21 protein-coding genes are annotated in these 26,335 nt (G+C 75.2%); 12 read left to right on the plus strand and 9 right to left on the minus strand.

Annotated features, from left to right (window positions below; translation table 11 throughout):
* Positions 1–116: 116 nt before the first annotated feature.
* Entirely contained in the window at positions 117–806 is a 690-nt protein-coding gene (locus ACFWH7_RS02605) for a class I SAM-dependent methyltransferase (protein ID WP_378214875.1), read from the plus strand.
* Positions 807–863: 57 nt separating this feature from the next.
* Here the strand turns inward: ACFWH7_RS02605 and dapF are convergent, their stop codons facing one another.
* Complete coding sequence (gene dapF / locus ACFWH7_RS02610) at positions 864–1,916, minus strand: diaminopimelate epimerase (protein ID WP_378214877.1); 1,053 nt, start codon at positions 1,914–1,916, stop codon at positions 864–866.
* The gene (miaA, locus tag ACFWH7_RS02615) at positions 1,913–2,968 is read right to left on the minus strand and encodes a tRNA (adenosine(37)-N6)-dimethylallyltransferase MiaA (RefSeq protein WP_378214878.1); all 1,056 of its coding nucleotides are present in this window, start codon (positions 2,966–2,968) and stop codon (positions 1,913–1,915) included. The genes dapF and miaA overlap by 4 nt, the downstream gene beginning before the upstream one ends.
* Positions 2,969–3,144: 176 nt before the next feature.
* Between miaA and ACFWH7_RS02620 the strand changes: the two genes are divergently transcribed.
* From ACFWH7_RS02620 to ACFWH7_RS02630, 3 genes are read left to right on the plus strand one after another with little or no spacing between them, the layout of a single operon-like run.
* A complete protein-coding gene (locus ACFWH7_RS02620) occupies positions 3,145–3,645 on the plus strand; it encodes a type III secretion system chaperone family protein (RefSeq protein WP_378214879.1) in 501 nt (166 codons plus the stop codon).
* Entirely contained in the window at positions 3,642–5,609 is a 1,968-nt protein-coding gene (locus ACFWH7_RS02625) for an HSP90 family protein (RefSeq protein ID WP_378214880.1), read from the plus strand. Before ACFWH7_RS02620 ends, ACFWH7_RS02625 begins: the two co-directional genes overlap by 4 nt.
* Positions 5,606–7,639: a hypothetical protein gene (locus tag ACFWH7_RS02630; protein ID WP_378214881.1), complete on the plus strand. Its 2,034-nt coding sequence runs from the start codon at positions 5,606–5,608 to the stop codon at positions 7,637–7,639. The genes ACFWH7_RS02625 and ACFWH7_RS02630 overlap by 4 nt, the downstream gene beginning before the upstream one ends.
* Here ACFWH7_RS02630 and ACFWH7_RS02635 read toward each other — a convergent pair.
* Positions 7,629–8,249, minus strand: coding sequence for a hypothetical protein (locus ACFWH7_RS02635; protein WP_378214882.1), 621 nt, complete (start codon positions 8,247–8,249; stop codon positions 7,629–7,631). The genes ACFWH7_RS02630 and ACFWH7_RS02635 overlap by 11 nt on opposite strands.
* A 223-nt stretch (positions 8,250–8,472) precedes the next feature.
* Between ACFWH7_RS02635 and ACFWH7_RS02640 the strand changes: the two genes are divergently transcribed.
* Together ACFWH7_RS02640 and ACFWH7_RS02645 are read left to right on the plus strand one after the other, a co-directional pair.
* Positions 8,473–9,069, plus strand: coding sequence for a type III secretion system chaperone family protein (locus tag ACFWH7_RS02640; protein WP_378214883.1), 597 nt, complete (start codon positions 8,473–8,475; stop codon positions 9,067–9,069).
* Positions 9,066–9,578, plus strand: coding sequence for a type III secretion system chaperone family protein (locus tag ACFWH7_RS02645; protein WP_141389658.1), 513 nt, complete (start codon positions 9,066–9,068; stop codon positions 9,576–9,578). The genes ACFWH7_RS02640 and ACFWH7_RS02645 overlap by 4 nt, the downstream gene beginning before the upstream one ends.
* Positions 9,579–9,676: 98 nt before the next feature.
* Here ACFWH7_RS02645 and miaB read toward each other — a convergent pair whose 3' ends face one another.
* Positions 9,677–11,350, minus strand: a complete 1,674-nt coding sequence (gene miaB / locus ACFWH7_RS02650; RefSeq protein ID WP_378214884.1) for a tRNA (N6-isopentenyl adenosine(37)-C2)-methylthiotransferase MiaB — start codon at positions 11,348–11,350, stop codon at positions 9,677–9,679.
* Between the two features lie 102 nt (positions 11,351–11,452).
* Between miaB and ACFWH7_RS02655 the strand changes: the two genes are divergently transcribed.
* The 4 genes from ACFWH7_RS02655 (at position 11,453) to ACFWH7_RS02670 (ending at position 14,938) form a co-directional block, all read left to right on the plus strand.
* Positions 11,453–12,271: an amino acid ABC transporter ATP-binding protein gene (locus tag ACFWH7_RS02655; protein WP_378214885.1), complete on the plus strand. Its 819-nt coding sequence runs from the start codon at positions 11,453–11,455 to the stop codon at positions 12,269–12,271.
* 103 nt (positions 12,272–12,374) lie between these two features.
* Positions 12,375–13,250, plus strand: a complete 876-nt coding sequence (locus tag ACFWH7_RS02660; protein WP_053371634.1) for a glutamate ABC transporter substrate-binding protein — start codon at positions 12,375–12,377, stop codon at positions 13,248–13,250.
* Positions 13,251–13,349: 99 nt separating this feature from the next.
* Positions 13,350–14,039, plus strand: coding sequence for an amino acid ABC transporter permease (locus tag ACFWH7_RS02665; RefSeq protein ID WP_378214886.1), 690 nt, complete (start codon positions 13,350–13,352; stop codon positions 14,037–14,039).
* Complete coding sequence (locus ACFWH7_RS02670; RefSeq protein ID WP_378214887.1) at positions 14,036–14,938, plus strand: amino acid ABC transporter permease; 903 nt, start codon at positions 14,036–14,038, stop codon at positions 14,936–14,938. The genes ACFWH7_RS02665 and ACFWH7_RS02670 overlap by 4 nt, the downstream gene beginning before the upstream one ends.
* A gap of 5 nt (positions 14,939–14,943) precedes the next feature.
* Here the strand turns inward: ACFWH7_RS02670 and ACFWH7_RS02675 are convergent, their stop codons facing one another.
* From ACFWH7_RS02675 to ACFWH7_RS02695, 5 genes are all read right to left on the minus strand, one after another.
* Positions 14,944–15,453 (minus strand): regulatory protein RecX, encoded by a 510-nt coding sequence (locus ACFWH7_RS02675; RefSeq protein ID WP_378214888.1) that lies wholly within the window; start codon positions 15,451–15,453, stop codon positions 14,944–14,946.
* A gap of 116 nt (positions 15,454–15,569) precedes the next feature.
* Entirely contained in the window at positions 15,570–16,685 is a 1,116-nt protein-coding gene (gene recA / locus ACFWH7_RS02680) for a recombinase RecA (protein ID WP_141389653.1), read from the minus strand.
* Between the two features lie 209 nt (positions 16,686–16,894).
* Entirely contained in the window at positions 16,895–17,698 is an 804-nt protein-coding gene (locus ACFWH7_RS02685; RefSeq protein WP_378214889.1) for an MBL fold metallo-hydrolase, read from the minus strand.
* A complete protein-coding gene (locus ACFWH7_RS02690) occupies positions 17,695–19,887 on the minus strand; it encodes a phage holin family protein (RefSeq protein WP_378214890.1) in 2,193 nt (730 codons plus the stop codon). The genes ACFWH7_RS02685 and ACFWH7_RS02690 overlap by 4 nt, the downstream gene beginning before the upstream one ends.
* A 69-nt stretch (positions 19,888–19,956) precedes the next feature.
* Positions 19,957–20,190 carry a DUF3046 domain-containing protein gene (locus ACFWH7_RS02695; protein ID WP_087471778.1) on the minus strand — a complete coding sequence of 78 codons (234 nt, stop codon included), beginning with the start codon at positions 20,188–20,190 and terminating at the stop codon, positions 19,957–19,959.
* 95 nt (positions 20,191–20,285) lie between these two features.
* Between ACFWH7_RS02695 and ACFWH7_RS02700 the strand changes: the two genes are divergently transcribed.
* Together ACFWH7_RS02700 and ACFWH7_RS02705 are read left to right on the plus strand one after the other, a co-directional pair.
* Positions 20,286–25,424 (plus strand): Lhr family helicase, encoded by a 5,139-nt coding sequence (locus ACFWH7_RS02700; RefSeq protein ID WP_378214891.1) that lies wholly within the window; start codon positions 20,286–20,288, stop codon positions 25,422–25,424.
* Between the two features lie 65 nt (positions 25,425–25,489).
* The gene (locus tag ACFWH7_RS02705) at positions 25,490–26,329 is read left to right on the plus strand and encodes a DNA-formamidopyrimidine glycosylase family protein (RefSeq protein ID WP_378214892.1); all 840 of its coding nucleotides are present in this window, start codon (positions 25,490–25,492) and stop codon (positions 26,327–26,329) included.
* Positions 26,330–26,335 lie beyond the last annotated feature (6 nt).

Consider the following 26,335-nt stretch of genomic DNA (forward strand, 5'->3'; position numbering starts at 1 on the left):
GGAGAACAAGCGTGGCACGGGAAATCGTCCCGAGGCCAGCGGATAAGCGGGTGAGGCCCGGCGGCACGGGCCCGACCGCCGTCGTCCGCGAGCCTGCCCGCGTAGGATCGGCCGACGTGACCGAGGACCAGGACCCCGCCGTCGACCCCGCGCAGGACGGCTCGCACGACCACTACTTCACCGCGCGGCCGGCGTCCGCCGCCGAGCGCCGCACGATCTCCGTGCGCCTGGCCGGCCGGGACGTCGAGGTGGAGGTCGCGTCCGGCGTCTTCTCCCCCGGTCGCCTCGACCTCGGCACGCAGGTCCTGCTCCGCACGACCCCGCCGCTCGCCGGCGTCCTCGCCGCCCGGGTGGACGCCGGAGCGGCGCACGTGCTCGACCTCGGTTGCGGCTGGGGCCCCGTCGCGCTGACGATGGCGCTCGAGGCCCCCGACGCGACCGTGTGGGCGGTCGACGTCAACGAGCGCGCGCTCGACCTCGTGCGGCGCAACGCGGAGCGGCTGGGCCTGACGAACGTCCGCGCGGTCCTCCCGGACGACGTGCCCGACGACGTCGCGTTCGCCGCGCTGTGGTCCAACCCGCCGATCCGGGTCGGCAAGGACGTGCTGCACGCGATGCTCCTGCACTGGCTGCCGCGCCTCGCGCCCGGCGCGAGCGCGCACCTCGTCGTGCAGCGCAACCTCGGCTCGGACTCGCTCCAGCGCTGGCTCGCCGACGCCCTGGCGCCGCTGCTGCCGGGCGCGGTCGTCGAGCGGGCCGCGAGCGCGAAGGGCTTCCGGGTCCTGGAGGTCGTGGCGCCGGGCTGAGCGGGGCCGCCGCGTGGCGACCGGTCCGCCGGACCGAGCGCGCGGTGCGGCCGCCCGTCAGACCGCGGTGCGCTCCGCGTCCGGCGTCCCGTCAGGGACGACCTCACCGGTGTCGGCGCGTGGGGCGCCCTCCGACCCGTCGTCGCCTTCGGGGGCCGCGTCCTCGGTGTCCTCGGCTCCTGCCGCGGCGGGGGCAGGCAGGAACGACGCGAGGTCGACCTCGCCCGCGTACACGAGCTCGGCGGGCCCCGCGAGCTCGACCCGGTCCCCCTCGAGCGCGCGCACGCGGACGGTCCCGCCCGGGACGTCGACGAGCCAGGTGTCCGGCGCGTCCGGGCCGCCCCAGACGCGGACCGCGAGCGCCGCCGCGCACGCGCCGGTGCCGCACGACGGCGTCTCCCCGACCCCGCGCTCGTGCACACGCATGCGGACGCGCCCGACGAGCGTGCCGTCGTCGGCCGTCGTCTCCCCCAGCGGCACCACGAGCTCGACGTTCGTCCCGTGCGCCGGGTGCGGCTCGACGACGGGCGCCTCCGTGAGGTCGGCACGGTCGAGCAGGTCCTCGCGCGCGACGGCGAGCACCGTGTGCGGGTTGCCGAGGTCGACGCTCAGCGCGGGGCGCGGGACCTCCCAGCCGCGCACGACGACCGTCGCGTCGTAGCCGTCGTGCAGCGCGGGACGGCCGCCGGGCAGGAACCAGCGGCCCATGTCGACCGCGAACCAGCCGTCGGCCTCCTTGCGCACGCGCTTGACGCCCGCGCGCGTCCCGACGGGCACCTCGGTCCCGCCCGCGAAGCTCACGAGCCCGAGCCGCTCGGCGAACGCGGCGAACACGCGCACGCCGTTGCCGCACATCTCGGCCACCGAGCCGTCGGCGTTGCGGTAGTCCATGAACCAGATGGCGTGCGGGTCCTCGGCGAGCACCTCGCGCGACTCGGGCACGAGCGCCGTCGGGACGAGGCGGATGACGCCGTCGCCGCCGATCCCGCCACGGCGGTCCGCGAGCGCGCGCACGAGCTCCGGCGTGAGGTCGAGCTCGCCCTTCGTGTCCGCGAGCAGCACGAAGTCGTTGCGGGTCCCGTGGCCCTTGGTGAAGCGGGTGCGCGTCATGAGCCCAGACTACGGCGCACCGAGGCGTCGCTGTCCGCTTCGTCCGGCTCGGGGACGTCGCCCCGCGCGACGGCGTCCGCGCGCTCGTCCGCCCGGGCCACGAGCGCCAGCGCGTCCTCGACGCGTGTCGGGGACTGCGCGTCCAGCCAGTGCACGCGCGGGTCCCGCCCGAACCAGCCCATCTGCTTGCGCGCGAGACGACGCGTGTTGCCGGTGACCGCCTCGCGCGCCGCGTCCTCGGTCACCTCCCCGTGGAGCGCCGCCAGCACCTCGGCGTACCCGACGGCGCGACGTGCGGTGCGGCCCATCCCCTGCGCCTCCACCCGGCGCACCTCGTCGACGAGCCCCTGCGCCCACATGCGCTCGACGCGTCCGGCCACGCGCGCGTCGAGGACCTCGCGGTCGCAGTCGAGGCCCACCTGGACGGTCGGGCGCACGTAGGCCTGCCGCGGGAGGTTCGCCGTGAACGGCTCCCCCGTGAGCTCCATGACCTCCAGCGCGCGGACGACGCGCCGCGTGTTGGCGGGGCCGATGCTCGCGGCCGCCGCGGGGTCGCGCCGCGCCAGCTCGTCGTGCAGCGCGCGCGTCCCCTCGGCCTCGGCGCGCGCCTCGAGCGCCGCCCGCACGGCGGGGTCGGTGCCCGGGAAGCGCATGTCGTCGAGGAGAGCGCGCACGTAGAGGCCGGACCCGCCCACGACGACGGCGCGCGCCCCGCGGGCGGCGATCTCGTCGAGCACGCGCCGGGCCTCGACCTGGTAGCGCGCGACCGACGCGTCCTCCACGGGGTCGATCACGTCGAGCAGATGGTGACGCACGCCGCGGCGCTCGTCGACCGGGACCTTCGCGGTGCCGACGTCCATGCCGCGGTAGAGCTGGTAGGCGTCGGCGTTGACGATCTCCGCCGGCGCCCCGGGGACGGAGAGCCGCTCGGCCAGGTCGAGGGCGAGGTCCGACTTGCCCGTGGCGGTCGGGCCCACGACGGCGACGACGACGCGGCGGTCGTGCTGGTCGTCCCCGTCCTGCGCGCCGGTCGGGTCGTGCTCGGTTTTCACCCGCGCAACGGTACCGGCCGGGTCCGCGAGGCCGGGGCCGTGTGGGCGGGGATGCGTAGTGTGTCCGGTGGACGGTCCGCCTGCTCGCGGGCCCTCCACCGACCCCGTCGCGTGCCCCGACCCGCCCTCTCGCGGGCGGTGCACGCACCCTCACACCGACGACAAGGACTCGAGACATGGGTTTCTTCACCAAGCCGGACGCCGCCCCGACGAGCCAGAACGCGCCGCTGACGCGCGAGCGGGTCGAGGCGTTCCTCAAGAGCCGCGACTGGAAGTACTTCGTCGACTCCGACGGGGACCTCGGCGGCAACTGGGACGGCAAGGTGTTCTTCTTCTTCCTCATGGGCGAGAAGCAGGAGATCCTTCAGGTCCGCGGCCGGTGGAACCGGACGCTGCCCGCCGCGGCGGAGGCGCAGGTCGTGCTCGTCGCCAACGAGTTCAACCGCGACAAGATCTGGCCCAAGGTCTACACGCGGGTCGAGGACGACCAGGTCGCCGTGTACACCGAGGTCGCGACCGACCTCGAGTTCGGCGCGGCGGACGACCAGCTCGGCCAGCTCGTCGAGTGCGGCCTCTTCACGGGCCTCCAGTTCTTCGACGTGCTCGACGAGCGCTTCCCCGACACGGCGGCGCAGGGTGTGGTCACCGACGGCACCGCCGACGTCGACGCGCGGTGAGCGCGGCGCACGAGCGCGCCGACGGCGGGAGCCACCCGAACGCCACGGCCCCGGGCGGGGACACGACGGCGGCGTTCCAGGTCGATCTGCGAGGCGTCGTGGACCTCCTCGCCCGGCACCTGTACTCCAGCCCGCGCGTGTACCTGCGCGAGCTGCTGCAGAACGGGGTCGACGCCATCACGGCGCGCGTCGCCCTGGAGGGCCTGGAGGCCCCGAGCCGCATCCTGCTGCGCCCGCTCCCGGACGGCGGTCTCGAGGTGCACGACTCGGGCGTGGGCCTGACCCGCGACGAGGCGCAGGAGCTGCTCGCGACCATCGGGCGCAGCTCCAAGCGCGACGTCGAGCTGGGCTCCGGGCGCGAGGAGTTCCTGGGTCAGTTCGGCATCGGGCTGCTCTCGGCGTTCATGGTCGCCGACGAGATCGAGCTCGTGTCGCGCTCCGCCCGCCCGTCGCCCTCGGGAGGACGGGCCGCCCCGGTCCGCTGGCGAGGCCGGGCGGACGGGCGGTACGAGCTCGTCGAGCTGGGCCCGGACCACCCGGACGCACCCGCCGAGCCGGGGAGCGTCGTGCGGCTGCGCCCGCGCCGGGACACCGAGCACTGGCTCGCACCGGAGACGGTGATCGCGCTCGCGCAGGACTTCGGCTCGCTCCTGCCCGTCGAGCTGCTCGTCGAGACGCGTCTCGACGGCGAGGCCATGGACGGCGCGGACACCCCCGTCGCGCTGCGCCGGCTGAGCGGCGACGAGCTCCCCTGGCGGGCCGCGCACCCGACGCCCGCCGCACGCGACGCGGCCCTGACGGGCTACGCCGAGCGGACGCTGGGATTCGGGCCGCTCGCCCGGATCGACCTCGACCTGCCCCTCGCGGGCCTGTCCGGCGTGGCGTACGTGCTCCCGGCCGCGGTCGCACCGACGACCACGGCGCGGCACCGGGTCTACCTCAAGCGCATGCTGCTCGGCAGCGCGGTCGACGACCTGCTGCCCCCGTGGGCGTTCTTCGTCCGGTGCGTCCTCGACGCGTCCGTGCTGCGGCCGACCGCGTCGCGCGAGGGCCTGTACGAGGACGAGGTCCTGCTCGCGACCCGGGACGCGCTCGGCGCGCAGGTCCGCCGGTGGCTGCTCGAGACGCTCGCGGCGGACACCGTCCTCGCGCGACGCTTCCTGGAGACCCACCACCTCGCGGTCCGGGCCCTCGCGCTCACCGACGACGAGATGCTCGACGTCGCGGCGCGCGTGCTGCCGTTCGAGACGACCGCCGGGACCGCGACGCTCGCCGACCTCGCGGAGGCTCACCCGGAGGGCCGCCTGCTCTACACCTCGAGCGTCGAGGAGTTCCGCCGCATCGCCCCGGTCGCGGCCGCCCAGGGCCTGGCCGTCGTCAACGGCGGGTACGTCTACGACGCGGACCTGCTCGAGCGCGTCGCGGCGCGGTTCCCGCAGTGGCGGCTGTCGCCGGTCTCCGCCACCGACGTCGCGCACGTCCTCGCCGAGGTCGAGCCCCTGCGCGAGCTCGAGGTCGCGGAGGCGCTCGCGTCGGTCGACGCCGCGCTCGCCGACCAGGACTGCGACGTCGTGCTGCGCCGGTACGAGCCGGAAGCCCTGCCCGCGATGCTGCTGCACGACCGTGACGGCGACCACGCGCGCGAGGCGGCCCGCGTGGCCGAGACGGACGACCTGTGGGGCGAGATCCTCGCGGGTCTCAGCGGCCCGGCCCGCCCGCGTCGGCTGGTCCTCAACGACGCGAACGACACGGTGCGCGACCTGCTCGCGAGCCCCGACGCCGAGGTCCGTGCCGCGGGGGCCCGGTCCCTGTACGTCACCGCGGTGCTGGCGTCGGGCAAGGCGCTCCAGCCCGTCGAGGCCGCGCTCATGAACGACTCGCTGTCGCTCCTGCTGGCGCGCGCCCTCGCGACCCCCCGCCCCGACCAGCACACCGACCAGCACACCGACGAGGAGAACCGATGACCCGGTCCGTGGACCAGGTGAACGCCGCGCTGTACGACGTCCGCCGCATGCCCTACGGCCTCGCCCGCTCCACGGCCGCCGCGGCCGAGGTCGAGCGCGTCGAGGCCGAGGGGCCGGACGGGGCGCGCGCGTACGCGCTCTTCGTCCTCGTCGAGTCCTTCGTCTGGGGCGGCGAGGTCACCAAGGCCTACCTTCCGTTCACCAAGATGCTCCGCTGGTGGGACGAGCACCCCGAGCACTTCGACGCCGAGGACGCGCACTCGCTCTTCTGGTCGTTCAAGTGGATGGTCGGGCACCTCATGGAGTTCCCTACGGTTCCCGCCGCGCAGATCGAGCGCACGCTCGACGATATGGCGCGGCGCTACGCGCTCGCGGGGAACGGGACGAACGCCGTCGAGCTGGAGCGCTTCGAGTGGGCCCGCGAGCGGGGCGGCGCGGACGTCGAGGACGCCTATCGCGCCTGGGTCGCGACCCCGCGGGACGAGTACTCCCAGTGCGAGGCGTGCGAGCCGGGCGACCGCGCCGCATACCTCTTCGAGACGGGGCGCCACGAGGAGGGCATCCGGCTCCTCGAGCAGGTGCTCGAGGGGTCGCCCTCGTGCGCCACCGAGCCCGGTGACATGCTCTCCCACCTCCAGCTCGCGTACGTGGAGGTCGGCGACCCCGAGGCCGCCGCCCGCACGCACCGGCGCGGCCTGCGACACCTCGACACCGGGGTGTCGATGACGGGCCCGAAGGGCCGGCACGTCGAGTTCCTCGCGCGCACGGGCAACGCGTCGCGCGCGCTGCGCCTGCTCGGCGAGCACCAGGCGTTCCTCACCGAGACCGACTCGCCGGGCGACCGTCTCGGCTTCCTCACGAGCGTGAGCGTCGCGACCGGCGTGCTGCGGGCCGAGCACGCGGACGCGCCGCTCGCCCTGCGCGACGTGCCCGCGTCGACCGTCGCGGAGCTCGACGACTGGGTCCGCCGCGAGGCGGCCGAGCTCGCAGCGTCGTTCGACACCCGCAACGGCACGCGCGCGGCGTCCGAGCGTCTGCGGGCCGCGTGGGACCACGGGTCGCACACGGTCCCCGTCGACCTCTCGGTCCTGTCGGCCGCGCCGGGGGCCGGAGCGGGCGACCCGGCCGGTCTCGCGGTGGACGACGGCGCGGCAGATGTCCGGGCGGCGTCCTCACCGGGCGGCGCGACCCCGTCGCTCCCCGGCGGCGCGACCGGCGCAGACCCCGGCACGGAGCACGGCTCCGGGCACGTCGGGCACGCCGCGGCCGAGCCCAGCGACGCCGAGGGGCTGCTCCGGCTCGCCGACGACGTCGCGGGCGAGGACCCGGTGCGTGCGGCGCAGCTCCTGCGGCGCGCGTCGGCGCTCCTGGAGTCGGCGGGCCACCTCGACCGGGCCGGGTTCGCGCTCGCCGAGGCGGCCCAGCTCGCCGCGGTCGAGGGCGACGCCGAGGGCGCCGCCCCGGCGTTCGTGCACGCCCTCGCGCTCGTCCGCGCGGGCGGGGTCCCACCCCGGTTCGTCGGCCCCGTCGTCCGCGCGTACGCCCGGCTCGAGGCCGGGCGCGGCGACGTGACCGGAGCGCTCGCGCAGCTCCAGCGCACGCTGGACGACCTCGAGGCAGCCGGGTCCGCCGTCGCCGAGCCGGCCCCCCGTGCCGCCGACCTCGTCGAGCGGGACGCGGCGGCCGACGCGCAGGAACGTCGCGACCTGCGGGACACCCGAGCCCGGCTGCTGGCGACCGCGGGAGAGCTCGACGCTGCCGCGGCGCTCGCCGAGGCCGTGGCGGAGGAGTTCGCGCGCGCGGGGCAGGTCGGCGACGCCGCTCACGCGTTCTGGCTCGCGGGGCGCTCGCGCTGCGAGGCCGGTGCCGACGCGGAGGCCGTCGACCTCCTCGAGTCCGCGATGGAGGGCTTCGCGATCGTCCACGACCGCGACGCCCGGACGCTGGCGGCGAACGAGCTCGTCGCGACCCTGCGTCGCCTCGGTCGCGACCAGGACGCGGCGGCCGTCGGGGCGGGGCTCAACGGCTGACGGGCCCGCCGGCCGGGGCGGTGGGGGCGACGTCGTCGTACCAGCGCACCTCGTAGCGGTGCTGCTCGTACTCCCCCGTCGCGACGTGACGGTGCCCGGCGTCGGGCGCGGCGCCGAACCCGGCGAGCACCGCGTCGGGCGCCGCGGCCCGCGGGTCGTGCACCACGACGAGGCGCGCGCCCTGCCGGGCGAGGCTCGCGCCGAGCGCGAGGGCGGCGGGCGCGTCGGCGTCGTCGAGCTCGACGACGTCGACGGGTCCCGCCCAGCCCGCGCCGGCGAGTGCGAGGAGCCCCACGGACGCGGCTACCCCCGCCACCGGGCAGTCCCGCGCGGCCGGACGTGTCGCGACGGCCCACGCGGTGTCGAGCCAGGCGTCCGCGACGCCCGCCGCCGCGAGCGACGCCCGCGCCGAACCCCGCGTCGGCGCGGCTCCCGGCGCGACGACGACCACGGGCGCGGTCCCGTCCCCCTGCACGAGCCGGACACCGTCAACGAGTCGGACCAGCGCCGCGAGCGCCGCGGCGCGCGTGTCGTCGAGCACCGTGCTGCCACCCGCGGCGCCGGGGACGAGGAGCGGGGTACCGGGCAGGACGACGGCGCGGACGGTCACGGGCCCACCGTAACCGTCGTTGCGACGACCTCGGGCCAGCCCGGACGCCAGCGCCGGACGGCAGCGGCCGGCGGTACCCGACGGGGTGCACGCGGCGATGCGGCGGGACCGTGCCGTGCCGACGGCGCGCAGCGGCTCGCGCGACGCGGGTGCGCCGCCGCGAGCGCCCGCGGGCGACGTCCGCGATGCGACGTCCAGGGGCGCGCGCGAGTACGGTGGGTGGGTGAGCTTCTTCGGGGCGCGGGACGACGACGACCGGCGGGACGGTGATCCCGGCGGGGTTCCGGACGGCGGGGCGGTCCCCGGCCGCGCCGGGGACGAGCTGCAGTCGCAGGTCGAGGACCTCCTGGCGCGAGAGCTGGGACAGGTCGCGACCGACGTGCTGCGTCCCCCGACCCCGCTGGCGCTCTCCCGGATCATCGAGTGGATCACGGACAGCGGCTACAGCTACTTCGTCGACTCCGACGGTGACGTGGGCGGGCTGTGGCACGGCCGCCTCTTCTACTTCCTGCTCTTCGGCCACGGTGACGAGATCCTCCAGGTCCGCGGCCAGTGGAACCGCGACCTCGCGCTCGAGCGGCTGGAGGAGATCCTCGAGTTCTGCAACGAGTGGAACGCCGACCGGATCTGGCCCAAGACGTACACGCGCGTGCGCGACAACGGGATGATCCAGGTCTTCACCGAGGTGACCGTCGACCTCGAGCACGGGGTGACGGACGACCAGCTCGACCAGCTCCTCCAGTGCGGGCTGAGCACCGGGTCGATGTTCTTCGACGCGCTCGACGAGTTCTACCCCGACCCCGCGAGGCAGGCGCCATGACGCAGGCCCGCACCAACTGGTTCACGCGCCTGTTCGGCAACCGCCGGCCGAAGGCGCCCGACTCGCTCCCCCGCGAGGAGGAGCTGCCGCGCGCGCTGTCGATGGCGCGCATCGGCGACCACCTCACGCGCCGCGGCTACCACTTCCGCGTGGACGACGACGGCGACATCACCGGGACGTGGGACGGGCACCGGTTCTGGTTCCTGCTGCTCGGCGACCGTTCCGAGATCCTCCAGGTCCGGGGTCGCTGGTCGACGTCGCTCCCCCTCGAGTCGCGGCTCGTGACCCTCCAGGCCGTCAACGACTGGAACCGCGAGCGCATCTGGCCCAAGGTCTACGTCCGCGAGGAGGCAGGCCGGCTCGCGCTCTACGCGGAGGTCTCCGTGGACCTCGAGCACGGCGCGACGGACGACCAGCTCGCGCAGACCGTCTCGTGCGGTCTCGGGACCGCCGTGCAGCTCTTCCACGCCATCGGCGCGCAGCTGCCCCCGGGAACGCTGGACGGCTGACGTCGGCTCACGAGCGGGGCTCTCACTCCGGTCGCGCTCGACGCCGACCTACCCGTCCTGCCTGACCCGCCCGCACTCGACGTCGGACGCCCGGGGGTTCAGGCGCGGAGCGTGGGGAGGCCCAGGACGACGGGGCCGGACGGGGCGCCGCCGCCGTGTCCGTGCCCGTGGTCGTCGTCGCCCCCGCCGAGGCGGGCGCGCTCGCGCGTCGCCCAGGCGTCGCCGGAGCGGGTGCGGCGCACCGCGAACGTGCCGCCCGCGAGCGCCGAGTCGGCGATGAGGTGGTGGGGGGCCGAGCGCGTGACCTCCACCGTCACGACGTCGCCGGGTCGCGGCAGGCGAGGGTCGAGGCCGTCCGCGAGGCGCGGGTCCGCGAGCCCGGGCGTCGCGGCGGAGGACGGCGTTGCGTCGTCGGGCGCCGTGGGCACGACGTCCGCGGGGAGCGCGAGGTGGACGAGCCGGTTGTCGGGGGCGCGACCGGTCACGCGGTGCGTCGCGCCGTCCTTGCGGCCGGCGCCCTCGCCGACCAGCACGTCGATCGTCCGGCCGACCTGACGGGCCGACTCCTCGCCCGCGATGCGCTCCTGGAGCGCCTGGAGCCGCTCGAAGCGCTCCTGCACGACCTCCTTGGGGAGCTGGTCGTCCATCGTCGCGGCAGGCGTCCCGGGGCGGGGCGAGTACTGGAACATGAAGGCCGAGGCGAAGCGGGAGGCCTCGACGACGCGCATCGTCTCCGCGAAGTCCTCCTCGGTCTCCCCGGGGAACCCGACGATGATGTCGGTCGTGATGGCGGCGTCGGGCAGGACGGCGCGCACGCGGTCGAGGATGCCGAGGAAGCGCTCGGAGCGGTAGGAACGGCGCATGGCGCGCAGGATCCGGTCGGACCCCGACTGGAGCGGCATGTGGAGCTGGGGCATGACGTTCGGCGTCTCGGCCATCGCCGCGATGACGTCGTCGGTGAACGCGGCCGGGTGCGGCGACGTGAAGCGGACGCGCTCGAGGCCGTCGATCGTCCCGCACGCGCGCAGGAGCTTGGCGAACGCGCCGCGGTCGCCGAACTCCACGCCGTAGCTGTTCACGTTCTGGCCGAGCAGGGTGACCTCGATGGCTCCGGCCTCGACGAGCGCCCCGACCTCGGCGAGGACCTCGCCCGGGCGGCGGTCGCGCTCCTTGCCGCGCAGGTGCGGCACGATGCAGAACGTGCACGTGTTGTTGCAGCCGACGCTGATCGAGACCCAGCCGGCGTAGACCGACTCGCGCTTGGTCGGCAGCGTGGACGGGAAGACCTGGAGCGACTCGGCGATCTCGACCTGCGCGGCCTCGTTGTGGCGCGCCCGCTCGAGCAGCACGGGCAGCGCGTCGAGGTTGTGGGTGCCGAACACGACGTCGACCCACGGCGCCTTCTCGACGATCGTGCCCCTGTCCTTCTGGGCGAGGCACCCGCCGACGGCGATCTGCATCCCGGGCCGCGCGGCCTTCACCGAGGCGAGCTGCCCGAGGTTCCCGTAGAGGCGCGTCGCGGCGTTCTCCCGCACCGCGCACGTGTTGATCACGACGACGTCGGCGCGGTTCGCGGCCTCGTCGTCCGCGCTCGCGCGCGTGTACCCCGCCTCCTCCAGCATCCCCGCCATGTGCTCGGAGTCGTGGACGTTCATCTGGCAGCCGAGCGTGCGGACGACATAGGTGCGCGGGCGCGCGTCGTCGACCAGCGCACCGGGGGTGGCGCGGGGTGCGAGCGGGGCCGGGACGGGGGCGGGGGCGATCGTGGACATCACCGTCCAGGGTACGGCGCCGGGCGCTGTGTTACTGAACTGTTGCCCGACTGTTGCCGGATGAGGTGGCACCGCGCAACAGAAGGGACATAGTGTCCAGGAATGGCCGACGAAACCTCTTCGCCGTCCGACGCGCAGCGCAGCGCGCAGGACGCTCAGCCCCTCCCCGCCGAGCAGGTCCTCGGTGAGCCGCTCGTCGAGCTGCGCGACGTCAACAAGCACTTCGGGGACCTGCACGTGCTGCGGGACATCAACCTCACGGTCCGGCGCGGCGAGGTGCTCGTCGTCATCGGACCGTCGGGCTCCGGCAAGTCGACACTGTGCCGCGCGATCAACCGGCTGGAGACCATCGACTCCGGGGAGATCCGCGTCGACGGGCAGCCCCTGCCCCAGGAGGGCAAGGAGCTCGCCCGGCTGCGTTCCGACGTCGGCATGGTCTTCCAGTCCTTCAACCTCTTCGCGCACAAGACGATCCTCGACAACGTCACGCTCGGCCCCGTCAAGGTGCGGCGCGAGAAGGGGAAGGTCGCCAAGGACCGCGCGCTCGCGCTGCTCGACCGCGTCGGCGTGATGAACCAGGCGCAGAAGATGCCCGCCCAGCTCTCCGGCGGGCAGCAGCAGCGCGTCGCCATCGCCCGCGCGCTCGCCATGCAGCCCAAGGTCATGCTGTTCGACGAGCCCACCTCGGCGCTCGACCCCGAGATGATCAACGAGGTCCTCGACGTCATGGTCGCCCTCGCCAAGGAGGGCATGACCATGATCGTCGTCACGCACGAGATGGGCTTCGCCCGCAAGGCCGCGAACCGGGTCGTCTTCATGGCCGACGGCCAGATCGTCGAGGAGGCCCACCCCGAGGAGTTCTTCACGGCGCCCAAGAGCGACCGCGCCAAGGACTTCCTCTCGAAGATCCTCACCCACTGAAGCCCGCCGGGCACCCACGGGCCCGGCCCGACAGCCCCAGAACCCGGTCGACCGTCGAGGCACACCTTCGACGGGCGGCCACCACTCACGAAGGGTAGGAACGATGCGCACACGACACGCAGGTGCTGCCGTGCTGGCCGCTCTCACCGCGCTCACGCTCGCGGCGTGCGGCGGCGGCGAGGTCGGCGGCGAGGACACCGCGACCGACGGAGCCACCGACTCGGGCGACACCGGCGGCGGCGCCGAGGGCTCGATCAAGATCGGCATCAAGTTCGACCAGCCGGGGCTCGGGTACCAGGACGGCTCCACCTACACGGGCTTCGACGTCGACGTCGCCACGTACGTCGCGGGAGAGCTCGGCTACGGCGAGGACCAGATCGAGTGGGTCGAGGCGCCGTCCGCCCAGCGCGAGACGATGCTCCAGACCGGTCAGGTCGACATGATCTTCGCGACCTACTCCATCACCGACACGCGCAAGGAGACGGTCGCGTTCGCCGGGCCGTACTTCGTGGCCGGGCAGGACCTGCTCGTCGCCGAGGACAACACGGACATCACGGGGCCGGAGTCTCTCGAGGGCAAGAACCTGTGCTCCGTCACGGGCTCGACGTCCGCGCAGCGCATCAAGGACGAGTACGCCGCGGGCGTGCAGCTCCTCGAGCGCCCCGGGTACGCCGAGTGCGTCACCGCGCTCACCGCCGGCCAGGTCGACGCCGTCACGACCGACGACATCATCCTCGCGGGCCTCGCGGCCCAGCCCGCGAACAAGGGCAAGGTGAAGGTCGTCGGGGCGCCGTTCTCGACCGAGCGCTACGGCGTCGGCCTCCCGCAGGACAACGACGTCTGCGAGGACGTCAACGCCGCGATCGAGAAGATGATCGAGGACGGTTCCTGGGAGGAGTTCGTCACCAAGAACACCGAGGGCACCGGGTACACGCCCAACGCCAGCGAGAACCCGCCGACGGTCGACCCCTGCGCCTGACCGTCCACGGTCGGGGGAGCCGCGCGACGGTGCGCCGCTCCCCCGGCCGCCGGGCCGTCGACGCGGCCCGGCACGTACCCTCCCGGAGGACCACCAACCGTGGGTGACTACCTGTCGCAGACCTGGGCGCTCGCCCGGGAGTACGACGTGCTCGGCGCGTTCTGGGTCAACATCCAGCTGACGTTCTGGGCCGCGATCCTCTCGCTCGTGCTCGGCACGGCGCTCGCGCTCATGCGGATCTCCCCCGTGCCGAGCCTGCGCTGGGCGGGGACCGCGTACGTCAACGTGTTCCGCAACACGCCGCTGACGATCATCATGACGTTCATGGTGCTGGGCCTGTGGGGGCAGCTCAACGTCACGCTCGCCCCGGACTTCGCGGCGAACTTCTTCCGGCTCGCCGTCGTCGGCCTGGCGATCTACCACGCCGCGTTCGTGTGCGAGTCGATCCGGTCCGGCGTGAACACGGTGCCGATCGGCCAGGCGGAGGCGGCGCGGGCGATCGGCCTGTCGTTCCTGCCCGCGGCGCGGCTCATCATCCTGCCCCAGGCATTCCGCGGCGCCGTCGCGCCGCTCGGCAACACGCTCATCGCGCTGCTGAAGAACTCGACCGTCGCCGCCGCGGCGAGCGTGACGACCGAGACCTCGAGCCTCATGAAGACGATGATCGAGTTCAACTCGAACTACATCTACGGGATCTTCCTGACGTTCGCGATCGGCTACGTCATCCTCGTCATCCCTATCGGCCTGCTCACCACGTCCCTCTCCAACCGACTGGCGGTCCGCCGATGAGCACCCAGCAGTCCGTCCTCTTCGACGCCCCGGGTCCCCGCGCGCGCCGCGCGATCCTGCTGGGCAACATCGTCGGCGCCATCGTCGTCCTCGGGATCGCCGCGCTCGTCCTCGTGGCGCTCGGCAACAAGGGCCAGCTCGCCCCGGAGCTGTGGTCGTCGCTGTTCACGGCCGACGCCTGGCAGTACTACTTCATCCCCGGTCTCCAGAACACGCTGCGGGCCGCAGGGTTCGCCATCGTGGGCGCGCTCGCGTTCGGGCTCCTGTTCGGCACCGGCCGACTCTCGCACCTGCGCGCCGTGCGCGTCGTGAGCGGCATCGTGGTCGAGTTCTTCCGGGCCGTACCCGTGCTGCTCATGATGATCTTCTTCTGGCTGCTCCTGGGCTTCAACAACGTCGACGACGCGCCGTTCCTCGCCGTGGTCTTCGCGCTCGTGCTCTACAACGGTTCCGTCATCGCCGAGCTCGTGCGGTCGGGCGTCGGCAACCTCCCCAAGGGGCAGGGCGAGGCCGGGCTCGCGATCGGGCTCACGCAGGGTCAGACGCTGCGCTCGGTCCAGCTCCCCCAGGCGCTCATCGCGATGCTCCCCGCGCTCGTCTCGCAGCTCGTCGTCGTCCTCAAGGACTCCGCGCTCGGGCAGATCATCACGTACAACGAGCTCCTGCGGGCCGCGCAGCTCTACGGCGTCGGCAACGGCAACATCCTGCAGTCGCTCGTGCTCGCCGCCGTGATCTTCATCGTCATCAACTGGATGCTCACGCTCGTGGCGCGGTGGCTCTCCCGCTTCCTCAGCGGCCGCACGGCCGGCGCGACCGCCGCCGGCCCCGGCATCGGCAACCCCACGGTCGTCGCGGGAGGACCGACCGAGGACGCCCCCGCCGTCTCCGCGACCCGCTGACGGCCTCAGTCGAGCGGGGGTTCGGAGGCCTCGGCGTCGAGCTCCCGCTGGACGATCTCGAACGCCAGCGACGGGCTGTAGCCCTTGCGGGCGAGCGCCCCGACGGTCCGGCGCACCCGCACGTCGCGGTCGAGGCCGCGCGTGCGGGCGAGGCGCGTGCGGGCGAGCTCCAGGGCCGCGTCAGCCTCGGAGTCGTCGTCGACCTGCTCGAGCGCCGCGGCGCCGACCTCGCCGTCGATACCGCGCCGCCGTAGCTCCGTGGAGATCGCGCGGCGGGACAGCCCGCGCTCGGCGTGCCGGGTGCGGACGATCATCTCGGCGTACTGCGCGTCGTCGACGAGACCGACTTCCTCGAACCGGTCGAGGATCGGCAGGACGACGTGCTCGGGATAGCCCTTGCGCGCGAGGGACTGCGCGAGCTCGGCGCGGCTCTTGGGTGCGGCCGTGAGGATGCGCAGCACCGTCTCCCGCGCGCGCTCGGCGAGGTCGGCGTCGCTGATCTCGCCGCGCTCCACGAGCTCGTGCAGGGTCGGGCGCGGGCGCCGCCCAGCCTTGCGGCCGGGACGACGCCCGTCGTCCTCCTCGGACGGGCTCGGCGGCTCGAAGCCGTCCTCCCCGTCCCGCTCGTCGATCAGAACGGCGACTTCTTCCCCTTGGCGGCCGCGGCCGGGGCCTTTGCCGCGGCAGGCGCGGCCGCGCCGTCGGCCGGGACCGTCACGCCCGCGGCCGGGTCGGCCGGCGCGTCGATCTTGGCCCCGACGCCGAGCTTCTCCTTGATCTTCTTCTCGAGCTCGTTGGCGAGGTCCGGGTTGTCGCGCAGGAACGAGCGCGCGTTCTCCTTGCCCTGACCGAGCTGGTCGCCGCCGTAGGTGAACCACGACCCGGACTTGCGCACGAACCCGTGCTCCACGCCCATGTCGATGAGGCCGCCCTCGCGGGAGATGCCGACGCCGTAGAGGATGTCGAACTCGGCCTGCTTGAAGGGCGGCGCCATCTTGTTCTTGACGACCTTGACGCGGGTCCGGTTGCCGACCGCGTCAGTGCCTTCCTTGAGCGTCTCGATACGACGGATGTCCAGGCGGACGGACGCGTAGAACTTCAGCGCCTTGCCACCGGTCGTCGTCTCGGGCGAGCCGAAGAACACGCCGATCTTCTCGCGGAGCTGGTTGATGAAGATCGCGGTGGTCCCGGAGGCGCTGAGCGCACCCGTGATCTTGCGCAGCGCCTGCGACATGAGGCGGGCCTGGAGACCGACGTGGCTGTCGCCCATCTCGCCCTCGATCTCCGCCTTGGGCACGAGGGCCGCGACGGAGTCGATGACGATGATGTCGAGCGCGCCCGAGCGGATCAGCATGTCGGTGATCTCGAGCGCCTGCTCGCCGGTGTCCGGCTGGGAGACCAGGAGCGCGTCCGTATCCACACCGAGCTTCTTGGCGTACTCCGGGTCGAGGGCGTGCTCGGCGTCGATGAACGCCGCGATGCCGCCCGCGCGCTGCGCGCTCGCGACGGCGTGCAGCGCGACGGTCGTCTTGCCGGAGGACTCCGGGCCGTACACCTCGATGACGCGACCGCGCGGCAGGCCGCCGATGCCGAGCGCGATGTCGAGCGCGATGGAGCCCGTGGGGATGACCTCGACGGGGGCGCGACCCTCCTCGCCGAGGCGCATCACGGAGCCCTTGCCGAAGCTCCGGTCGATCTGGGCGAGGGCTGCCTCGAGCGCCTTCTCGCGGTCTGCGGGTGCGGGCATGTCAGTCCACCTTCGGTTCGACGTTCATCTGTTCGTTGTGGCCCGACGCTACGGGCAGCCACCGACACGCGGCTTCCGGCGACCCTCGAGCCTGTGGATCGTCGTGCCGGACCGGCGTCCTGGACCCGCCGGAGCGCGCCCTGTGCACAACTCTAGCCGAACACGTGTTCGATCCGGGAACCCGCCCCGGCGTGTCACGACCCCGCCGCTCACGCGTCGTCGGACGACGACCACGACTCCCCCGGGCGCAGGACCACGACGCGGGTCCCGGGCGCCTCGCGCTGCGCGGCCGCCTCGAACGCCGCCCCCGCGTGGTCCATCCAGCCGCGCGGGAGGTGCCGCCCGCCTGGGGCGTGGAGCGTGCCCCAGTGCACCGGGATCGCGACGCCCACGCCCACCTCGGCGCACACGCGCGCCGCCTGCGCGGGACCGAGGTGCCCGCCCGACAGGCGCGGGCCCCACCCGCCGACCGGCACGAGCGCGACGTCCACCGGACCGCCCGCGAGCGCCGGCAGGTGGACCATGTCCGGGTAGTGCTCGGTGTCCCCGACCGCCCACACCCGCACCCCGCCCGGGCCGTCCGCCCGCACGAGGTGCCCGTTCGCCGCGTTGGGCCGGTGCGGCATCGGCCGGTGCCCGTGCACCGCCGCCACGAGGCGCACCTCGACCCCCGCCGCCTCCGGCCCGACCCCGTGCCACGCGTCGTCGAGCCCGACCCCGCGCAGGCCCTTGGCGCGCAACCAGCGCGCGTTCGCCGGGGCCGTGAGCACGGGCGCGTCGCCGAGGAGGCGCAGCGAGTGCAGCTCCGCGTGGTCGTGGTGCAGGTGGGACAGCAGGACGGCATCGCTGTCCTGCCACACCGCGGCGGGCCGTCCCCCGCGCCGCCTCAGCATCCCCGCGTGCCGGTGCAGGAGCGGGTCGGTGACGAGGCGCACGCCCGGCGCCCCCGCGCGTCCGGACCGCACGTCGAGGACGACGCTCGAGTGGCCGAGCCACGTCACGCGGACGCTCACGGCTCCCCCACCCGACGCCCCGCGCCGTCCGCCGCCGGGGCGACGGACCGCACACCGAGGTCGACGAGCCACGCCACGAGGCGCCGGTGCACCGCCTCCGCGCCGACGAGCATCGGCGTCCCGTCCACGTCCTCGAGCTCGTCGTCGGGCAGCTCGAGGCGCGCGGGATGCAGCAGGACGGCCTCGTTCTGGGCGCCGCCGAGGCCGCCGTGCGACCCGACCAGCCCTTCGAACGCGTGCACCATCCCGACCTCGTCCACGCGCGAGACGAGCACGAGGTCGCCCGCGTCCTCGAGCCCCGCCACGCGCAGCAGGTCCGCCGCCGCGCGCGACCCGTGGCCCGCGAGCGGGTCCTCGCCCACGACCTCCCCGGTCCGCAGGTCGCGCGAGCCGCCACGCCCGTGCGCCCGCACCTCCCCGCCCGCACCGCGCTCGACGACGACGCCGACCGCCGGGTTCGCGACGAGACCCGGGAGCAGCCGCGGCCACCGTTCGCGGACCTCGTCGCCCGTGAGCCGGCGGGGCTCGCGCGGGAACCAGACCATGCCCAGGTTGCCCGACCCCACGACCGCGACCTCGGGCAGCTCGGGCAGCGCGGCGCCCTCGGCGCCGGGGCGCCGCTCGCTCCGGTCCGGACCGACCATCATGCGCCCGTGGCCCGGACGAGCACGGCCGTCCTCGCCCGACGCCCCGGGCCGCAGCGCGTTGAGGGCGGTGTTGGCCGGGCCCCACGACTCGCTGTCCGGCGAGGTGGCCCGACGCCGTCCCTCGGCGCGGGCGTCCTCCCCGCCGCGGCGCACCCCGGCGCGCCGGACGGGCTCGGGCGCCATGAGGCGCCGGACCTCGTCGAGGAAGGACCGACCCTCGACCTGCTCGAACGTGGCGCCGAGCGACTGCCCGTGGTCGGACAGCACGACGACGTCGTAGCGGCGGGGCGCGACGGCGGCGACCTGCTCCCAGAGCCCGACGACCCGGTCGAGGCCCTCCAGCGCTCGCAACGACTCGGGGCGCAACGGCCCGGCGTGGTGGGCGATCTCGTCGTAGTCGACGAGGTCGACGCACACCACCGGCGCCCCGCGCACGAGCTGCTCCGCGACGAGCGTCGTGTTGAGGTCGCGCAGCACGACGTTCGTCACCGCGCGCAGCACCGGGTACCAGCCGAGGCGCGACACCCGGGGCTCGACGCCCCGCACGGCCTGCTGCCAGCCCTGGTAGAGCTCCTTGAGGAACTCCCCGAGCGCGACGACGACCGCACGCACGAGCACGAACGGGCTCGCGAAGAAGTGCACGAACATCTGGCCCGGCCCGAGCCCCTCGCGGGCTCGGCTCATGACGAGCAGGCTCGTCGCCGCGTCACCGGAGAACATGGTCGAGACCGCGACGCCGCCACCTGCGAGCAGGCCCGCGCCGTCGCTCGTCCGGGCCTCGACCGCCGCCGCGTCGGCGGGCCGGTTCGTCACGACGAGCCGGCCGAGCGCGCGCGACCACCAGCGGAACGCGGGCACGTGCTCGGTCGAGCCGTGCAGGAGGCCGATCGTGGAGGCCGGCGTGGTCGCGGGCACGCGCGCCCACCAGGTCGTGAGGTGGTGGCTCCCGCTCCCGAGCCAGCGCGCGAGCGTCGGGGCGAGCCCGGCCTGGAGCGCGTAGTCGAGCGTGGGGCGCGCGACGCCGTCGAGCAGGACGACGAGCAGTCCCACCGGGCGCTCGGTCGCACTCGCGGCCCCCGGGTCGCGTCGCGGCACGCCGGCCTGCCGGCGCGCCCGCCGGAGCAGGTCGCCGAGGACGTACTCGTTGTCGCTCGCCCCGACCACCCAGCGCCCGAGCGCCATGAGGACGGCCGCGAGCACCAGCACCGCGAGCACGTCCACCCACGAGCCGCTCCGGAACCCCGGCAGGTACGTGAGCGCCGCCCACGCGACCGCGAGCTGGGCCACCACGCCCGACACGAGCGCGCCGACCACGCCGAACCGGTGCGCCAGACGCCGGAGCACGGGTCGCAGGAGCACGTCGCCCAGCCCGACCGCGAGCGCCGCGAGGACGAGCGACCACGGGTTGGTGACCTCGACCCCGGGGACGAACCAGATCGCGAGCCCGAGGCCGACGGTCGTCGAGACGAGCGACCAGACGGCTCCGCGCACGTCCGCCGCGGTCACGCGGACCGCGGCAAAGCCTCGGGCGGGAGCGCTCATGCCGCCATCATCGTGGCCCGCGGCCCGTCGCGCCCCTCGGCGGTCCCCGGTCGGCCGGCGCCGGCGGGGTCAGCGGCGCGGCGGGGCCTGGCGGTGGTCGTCGTGGCCCCAGCGCCGCGCGTCGGGCACGTCGAGCGCGTCGCACAGGGCGTGCCAGACGACGCGCGGCTCGACGCCGTCCTCGAGCGCCTGGGCGGCCGTCCGGTCGTCGAGCGCGGACAGCACCTGCTCGCGGACGTAGGCGCGTCCCAGGGACGCGCCGAACACCTCGTCGACCAGCTCGGAGAACTCGCGGTAGCGCACGGGACCAGCCTCCCACGGGACGACCGCCGTCCCGTCCCCTCCGCCTGACCGACCGCCGCGCGGCGCGTGTGGGTGGGCGCGACAACAATGGGCGGGTGACCACGGACCCGCTCGCGCGCTTCGCCGCGCCCACGCGCGCCTGGTTCTCGGGCGCGTTCGACGCGCCGACCGCGGCGCAGGCCGGCGCGTGGGACGCGGTGTCGAGCGACCGGCACGCGCTCGTCGTGGCGCCGACCGGGTCGGGCAAGACGCTCGCGGCGTTCCTGTGGTCGCTCGACCGGATCATGAGCGCGCCCGCGGCCGGCGAGGTCGCGCGCGAGCAGCGCTGCCGCGTCGTGTACGTCTCGCCGCTCAAGGCGCTCGCGGCGGACGTCGAGCGCAACCTCCGCTCCCCGCTCGCGGGCATCCGCCAGGCGGCGGTGCGGCTGGGGCTCGACGTGCCGGACGTGGTCGTCGGGACGCGCACGGGCGACACGCCCACGAGCGAGCGCCGGCGCCTCGCGACGCATCCGCCGGACATCCTCATCACCACGCCCGAGTCGCTGTTCCTCGTGCTGACCTCGCAGGCGCGCGCCGGGCTCGCGGGCGTCGAGACCGTGATCGTCGACGAGATCCACGCCGTGGCGGGGACCAAGCGTGGCGCGCACCTCGCGGTGTCGCTCGAACGTCTCGACGCCTTCCTCGAGGCGCAGGACCGCCCGCCCGCGCAGCGCATCGGGCTCTCGGCGACGGTCCGCCCCGTCGAGGCCGTCGCGACGTTCCTCGGTGGGCACCGCCCGGAGGCGGAGGCGGGACGCGAGGTCGTCGTCGTGCAGCCTCCGGCGACCAAGCGCATCGAGGTCGACGTCGTGGTGCCCGTCCCCGATCTCGCGGACCTCGGCACGGCCGCCCTGGTGCCCGACGCCGGCGCGCGCCCGGGCACGGAAGCTTCTGGGGGTGGGGGCGCGGGTCGCGGAGCGGCGGACGGGAACGTGCTGCCGCCCTTGCCCCCGGGCGAGCGCGACCTGTCCGGACCCGCGACCTCCCGCCCGACCGGGGCGCCGGACGTCCGGCCGCAGCGCCCGTCGGTGTGGCCGCACGTCGAGGAGCGCGTCGTCGACCTCGTCGCCGACCACCGCTCGACCCTCGTGTTCACGAACTCCCGCCGCGGCGCCGAGCGCCTCACGGCGCGCATGAACGAGGTGTGGGCGGAGCGCCAGGGCGAGGACGTGCTCGACCCGGGGACGATCACCGCGGCGCAGGTGCAGGCGCAGTCGGGCGCGAGCTCGGGCGTCGAGCCCGTCATCGCGCGCGCGCACCACGGGTCGATGAGCCGGGCGGAGCGTACGCGGACGGAGACCGAGCTCAAGGACGGGCGGCTGCCCGCGGTCGTCGCGACGTCGAGCCTCGAGCTCGGCATCGACATGGGCGCGGTGGACCTCGTGGTGCAGGTCGGCGCCCCACCGTCGGTCGCGTCCGGGCTCCAGCGCATCGGGCGCGCCGGACACCAGGTGGGGGCCGTGTCGCACGGCGTCGTGTTCCCCACGCACCGGGGCGACCTCGTCCCCTCCGCGGTCGTCGCCGAGCGCATGCGCACCGGCGGCATCGAGGAGCTCCACGTGCTCGCGAACCCGCTCGACGTGCTCGCGCAGCAGGTCGTGGCCATGGTCGCGGTCGACGAGTGGACGGTCGCGGAGCTCGCGACCGTCGTGCGGCGCAGCGCGCCCTACGCCCACCTGGGCGACGCGTCGCTGCACGCGGTGCTCGACATGCTCGCGGGGCGGTACCCGAGCGAGGACTTCGGCGAGCTGCGCGCGCGCATCGTGTGGGACCGCGCGTCGGGCCGGCTCACGGGGCGGCCGGGCGCGCTGCGGCTCGCCGCGACGAGCGGCGGCACGATCCCCGACCGCGGGATGTACGGCGTCTTCCTCGCGACCGACTCCGCCACGGGCACGGTCGCCGGGGACCCGGACACGGCCGGCGGCCGCGCGCCGCGCGGCGGCAAGCGCGTCGGCGAGCTCGACGAGGAGATGGTCTACGAGTCGCGCGTCGGCGACACCTTCACGCTCGGGTCGAGCACGTGGCGCATCGAGGACATCACGCCCGACCGCGTCCTGGTCACGCCCGCCCCGGGGATCCCCGGGCGCCTGCCCTTCTGGAAGGGCGACTCCCCCGGGCGGCCCGCCGAGCTCGGCCGGGCGCTCGGCGCCTGGGTGCGCGAGACCGACGCGCTCGCGGCCGACGACCACGACGCCGCGGCCGACCGGCTGCGCGCCGCCGGGCTCGACGCGTGGGCGAGCGACAACCTCCTCGCGTACCTCCGCGAGCAGCGCGACGCGACCGGGCGCGTGCCGGACGACCGGACGGTCGTCGTCGAGCGGTTCCGCGACGAGCTCGGCGACTGGCGCGTCGTCGTGCACTCTCCGTACGGGGCCAAGGTCCACGCGCCGTGGGCGCTCGTGCTCGCCGCGCGGCTGCGCGAGCGGTACGGGGTGGACGCCGCCGCGATGCACGCCGACGACGGCATCGTCCTGCGCCTGCCGGACACCGGCGACTCGTGGCTCGAGGGGGCGACCGACGGTTCGGGCGGGCTCGGCGGGGACGCGCCCGTCGTCGGCGTGGAGGACCTGCTGCTCGACCCGGACGACGTGCTCGACGCGGTGCGCGACGAGCTCGGCGGATCGGTCATGTTCGCCTCCCGGTTCCGCGAGGCGGCGGCCCGCGCGCTCCTGCTCCCGCGTCGCCGCCCGGACCGCCGCCAGCCGCTGTGGCAGCAGCGCCAGCGCTCGGCCCAGCTCCTGTCGGTGGCGTCCGAGTACCCCGAGTTCCCGATCGTGCTCGAGGCGGCGCGCGAGTGTCTCCAGGACGACTTCGACGTCGCCGCGCTCACCGACCTCATGCGTGACCTCGCGGCGGGGCGCGTGCGCCTCGTCGAGGTCACGACGCCCACGCCCTCGCCCTTCGCGCAGTCCCTGCTGTTCGGGTACACGGCGCAGTTCCTGTACGACGGCGACGCCCCGCTCGCGGAGCGCCGCGCCGCCGCGCTGTCTCTCGACCCCACGCTGCTCGCCGAGCTGCTGGGCGGCGACGGCGTCGCGGCCCAGCTCGCCGACCTGCTCGACCCGGCGCAGATCGAGCGGACCGAGGCCGAGCTCGGCGCGCTCGCGCCCGAGCGGCAGGCCCGGCACGCCGAGGACGTGTGGGACGTGCTGCGCCGGCTGGGCCCGCTCACCGAGGCCGAGGTCGCGGCGCGGACCCGCGAGGACGTGCGCGCCGACGTCGCGGCCTGGCTGCGCGAGCTCGAGGCCGCGCGCCGCATCATGCCCGTGCGGCTGGCGGGGGTCGCGCCCGAGCGCGCGCAGCAGTGGGCGGTCGTGGAGGACGCCGGGCGCCTGCGCGACGCGCTGGGCGTCGCGCTGCCCGTCGGCATCCCCGAGGTGTTCACCGAGCCCGTCCCCGACCCGCTGGGCGACCTCGTGCGCCGCCACGCGCGCACGCACGGCCCGTTCACCGCCGCCGACCTCGCCGCGCGTCTCGGCCTGGGCGTCGCCGTCGTCGTGCAGACGCTCGAACGGCTCGAGGCGGCACGGCTCGTCGTCCGGGGGCGCCTGCGGCCCGAGTCGATCGGCGGCACCGGGGACGACTGGTGCGACGCCGAGGTGCTCCGCGTGCTGCGACGCCGCTCGCTCGCGGCGCTCCGCGCGGAGGTGGAGCCGGTCCCCGCGGAGACCCTCGGCGTCTTCCTGCCGCGGTGGCAGGGACTGGGAGCGCTGCGCGGGACGGACGGCCTGCTGCGCGTCGTCGAGCAGCTCTCGGGAGCGGCTGTGCCCGCGTCGGCCCTCGAGACGCTCGTCCTGCCGTCCCGCGTCACCGACTACACGCCGACGATGCTCGACGAGCTGACGACGACCGGAGAGGTCGTCTGGTGCGGTCATGCGGCCCTCCCGGGGTCCGGTGGCGGCGACGGGCTCGTCAGCCTGCACCTCGCGGAGTGGGCGCCGCTCACGCTCCCGGACCCCGGGCCCGCGCCCGAGACCGGGCTGCACGCGACCCTCCTCGACCTCCTCGACGGCTCGGGCGGGTACTTCCTCCCGCGCCTCGCGGAGCGGGCGGGCGCGGACGTCGGCCCGACGCTCGAGGCGTTGTGGGACCTCGTGTGGTCCGGCCACGTGACGAACGACGGGCTGGGCTCGCTGCGCGCCCGGCTCGGTGCTGGGGGCGGCGCCCACCGCGCCCCCCGCGCGCCGGCGCGCGCGCGTCCGGTCGGACGCGGGCGGTTCGCCGGGCTGCGCCCCCCGGTCTCCCCCGACACCACCCTGCGCGGCGGCGCCGGCCGCTGGTCGGCGCTGCCCGCGCGCGAGGCCGACCCCACCCGCCGGGCGCACGCGCTCGCGCGCGTCCTGCTCGACCGCCACGGCGTGCTCACGCGTGCCGTCGCGCCCGCCGAGGGCGTGGCGGGATCGTTCCGCGCCGTGTACCGCGTGCTCAGCGAGCTGGAGGCGACCGGGGCCGCGCGGCGCGGGTACTTCGTCGAGCACCTCGGCGGCTCGCAGTTCGCGCTCCCGGGCGCGGTCGACCAGCTCCGGACCGACGGGCAGGATCGCGAGCGAGCGCTCGAGGCGGCCGCAGCCCGTGGGCTGCGCCGTGCACCCGGTGGCGATCTCGCCCCGGCGCCCGGCGACCCGATGCTCGGCGACCCGATGCTTGGCGACCTGATGCTCGACGACCGGATGCTGGGCGGCAACCGGACCGCGCGCGGCGGTCCGCGCCCGGGCGCCGTCCTCCTCGCCGCGACCGACCCCGCCAACCCGTACGGCGCGGCACTGCCGTGGCCGGCGCGACCGTCCGCCGTCGGGCCTGGTGCAGCGACCACCACGACCGTCGCGGCGCACGCCGGAGGCGGTGCCGTGCCGGCGGACCGCGCCGCGACCGGTGCCGACACACCGCGCGGGCACCGTCCCGGGCGCAAGGCCGGGGCCGTCGTCGTGCTGAGCGACGGCGACCTCGCGCTGTACGTCGAGCGCGGGGGCCGGTCCGTCCTGTCGTTCGTCGACGGCCCGCGGCTCGCCGAGGCGAGCGCCGAGCTCGTCCGCGCGGTCCGGGCCGGCCGGCTGGGCAAGGTCGTCGTGCAGCGGGTGGACGGCGTCGAGGCGCTGGCCGGCGCGGGCACGACGGCCACGCCCGCCGACGACGCGGTGCGCGCCCTTCTCGACGCCGGGTTCCGTGCGACGCCGCGCGGGCTGCGGGCGGCCTGAGATGACGGCCGAGGGCACGGGACGGGCGCGCCGCCACCCCCTCGCGACCGCCAGGGGGTACGGCCGTGCCCGAGGGTGACATCCTGCGCCTCGTGTCCGCGCGGCTCGACGAGGCCCTCGCCGGCCGGGTCCTCGTGCGCGCGGAGCTGCGCTGGCCGAGCGCCGCCGAGGTCGTGCTGACCGGCCGGACGGTCGTCGAGAACGTGGCGTACGGCAAGCACCTCTTCACGCGCCTCGACGACGGCAGGTCGCTGCACACCCACCTGCGCATGGAGGGGTCGTGGCGCCTCGCGCGCACGGGTGCGCGGGACGCGCGCGGCGCGGAGCCGAACGTGCGCGTGGTGCTCGCGAACGAGTGGTGGACGGCGGTCGGGAACCGGATCGGCATGCTGCACGTGCTGCGCACCGCGGACGAGCGGGTGATCGTCGGGCCCCTCGGACCCGACGTGCTCGGCGACGACTTCCCGGAGACCGGCCTGCCCGAGGCGGTCGCGCGGATGCGGGCCGACGACGCGGCGGGCGGGAGCGGCCCCCGGCACCGGCCGGAGCGGGCCGTGACCGGCGTCCCCGTCGCGGAGGCACTCCTCGACCAGCACCTCGTCGCGGGGATCGGCACGATCTACACGGCCGAGTCGCTCTTCGCCGAGCGCGTCTACCCGTGGACGCCCGTGCGCGACGTGGAGGACCTGGAAGGACTCCTCCTCACCGCCCGCGCGCTCATGCAGCGCACCGTGCGTCACGGGTTCGACCCGCGCGCCGGCGTCGTGCGCCACGTGCACGGACGCACACGAAAGGCGTGCCACGTGTGCGGCACGCCTGTCGTCGAAGGTACGGCGAACGAGCCGCCGTACGACCGTCCGGTCTTCTGGTGTCCCTCGTGCCAGGCGCCGCCCGCGAGCCGGTGACGGCGG

The sequence above is a fragment of the Cellulosimicrobium cellulans genome, from assembly GCF_042723955.1.
Classification (GTDB): domain Bacteria; phylum Actinomycetota; class Actinomycetes; order Actinomycetales; family Cellulomonadaceae; genus Cellulosimicrobium; species Cellulosimicrobium cellulans_H.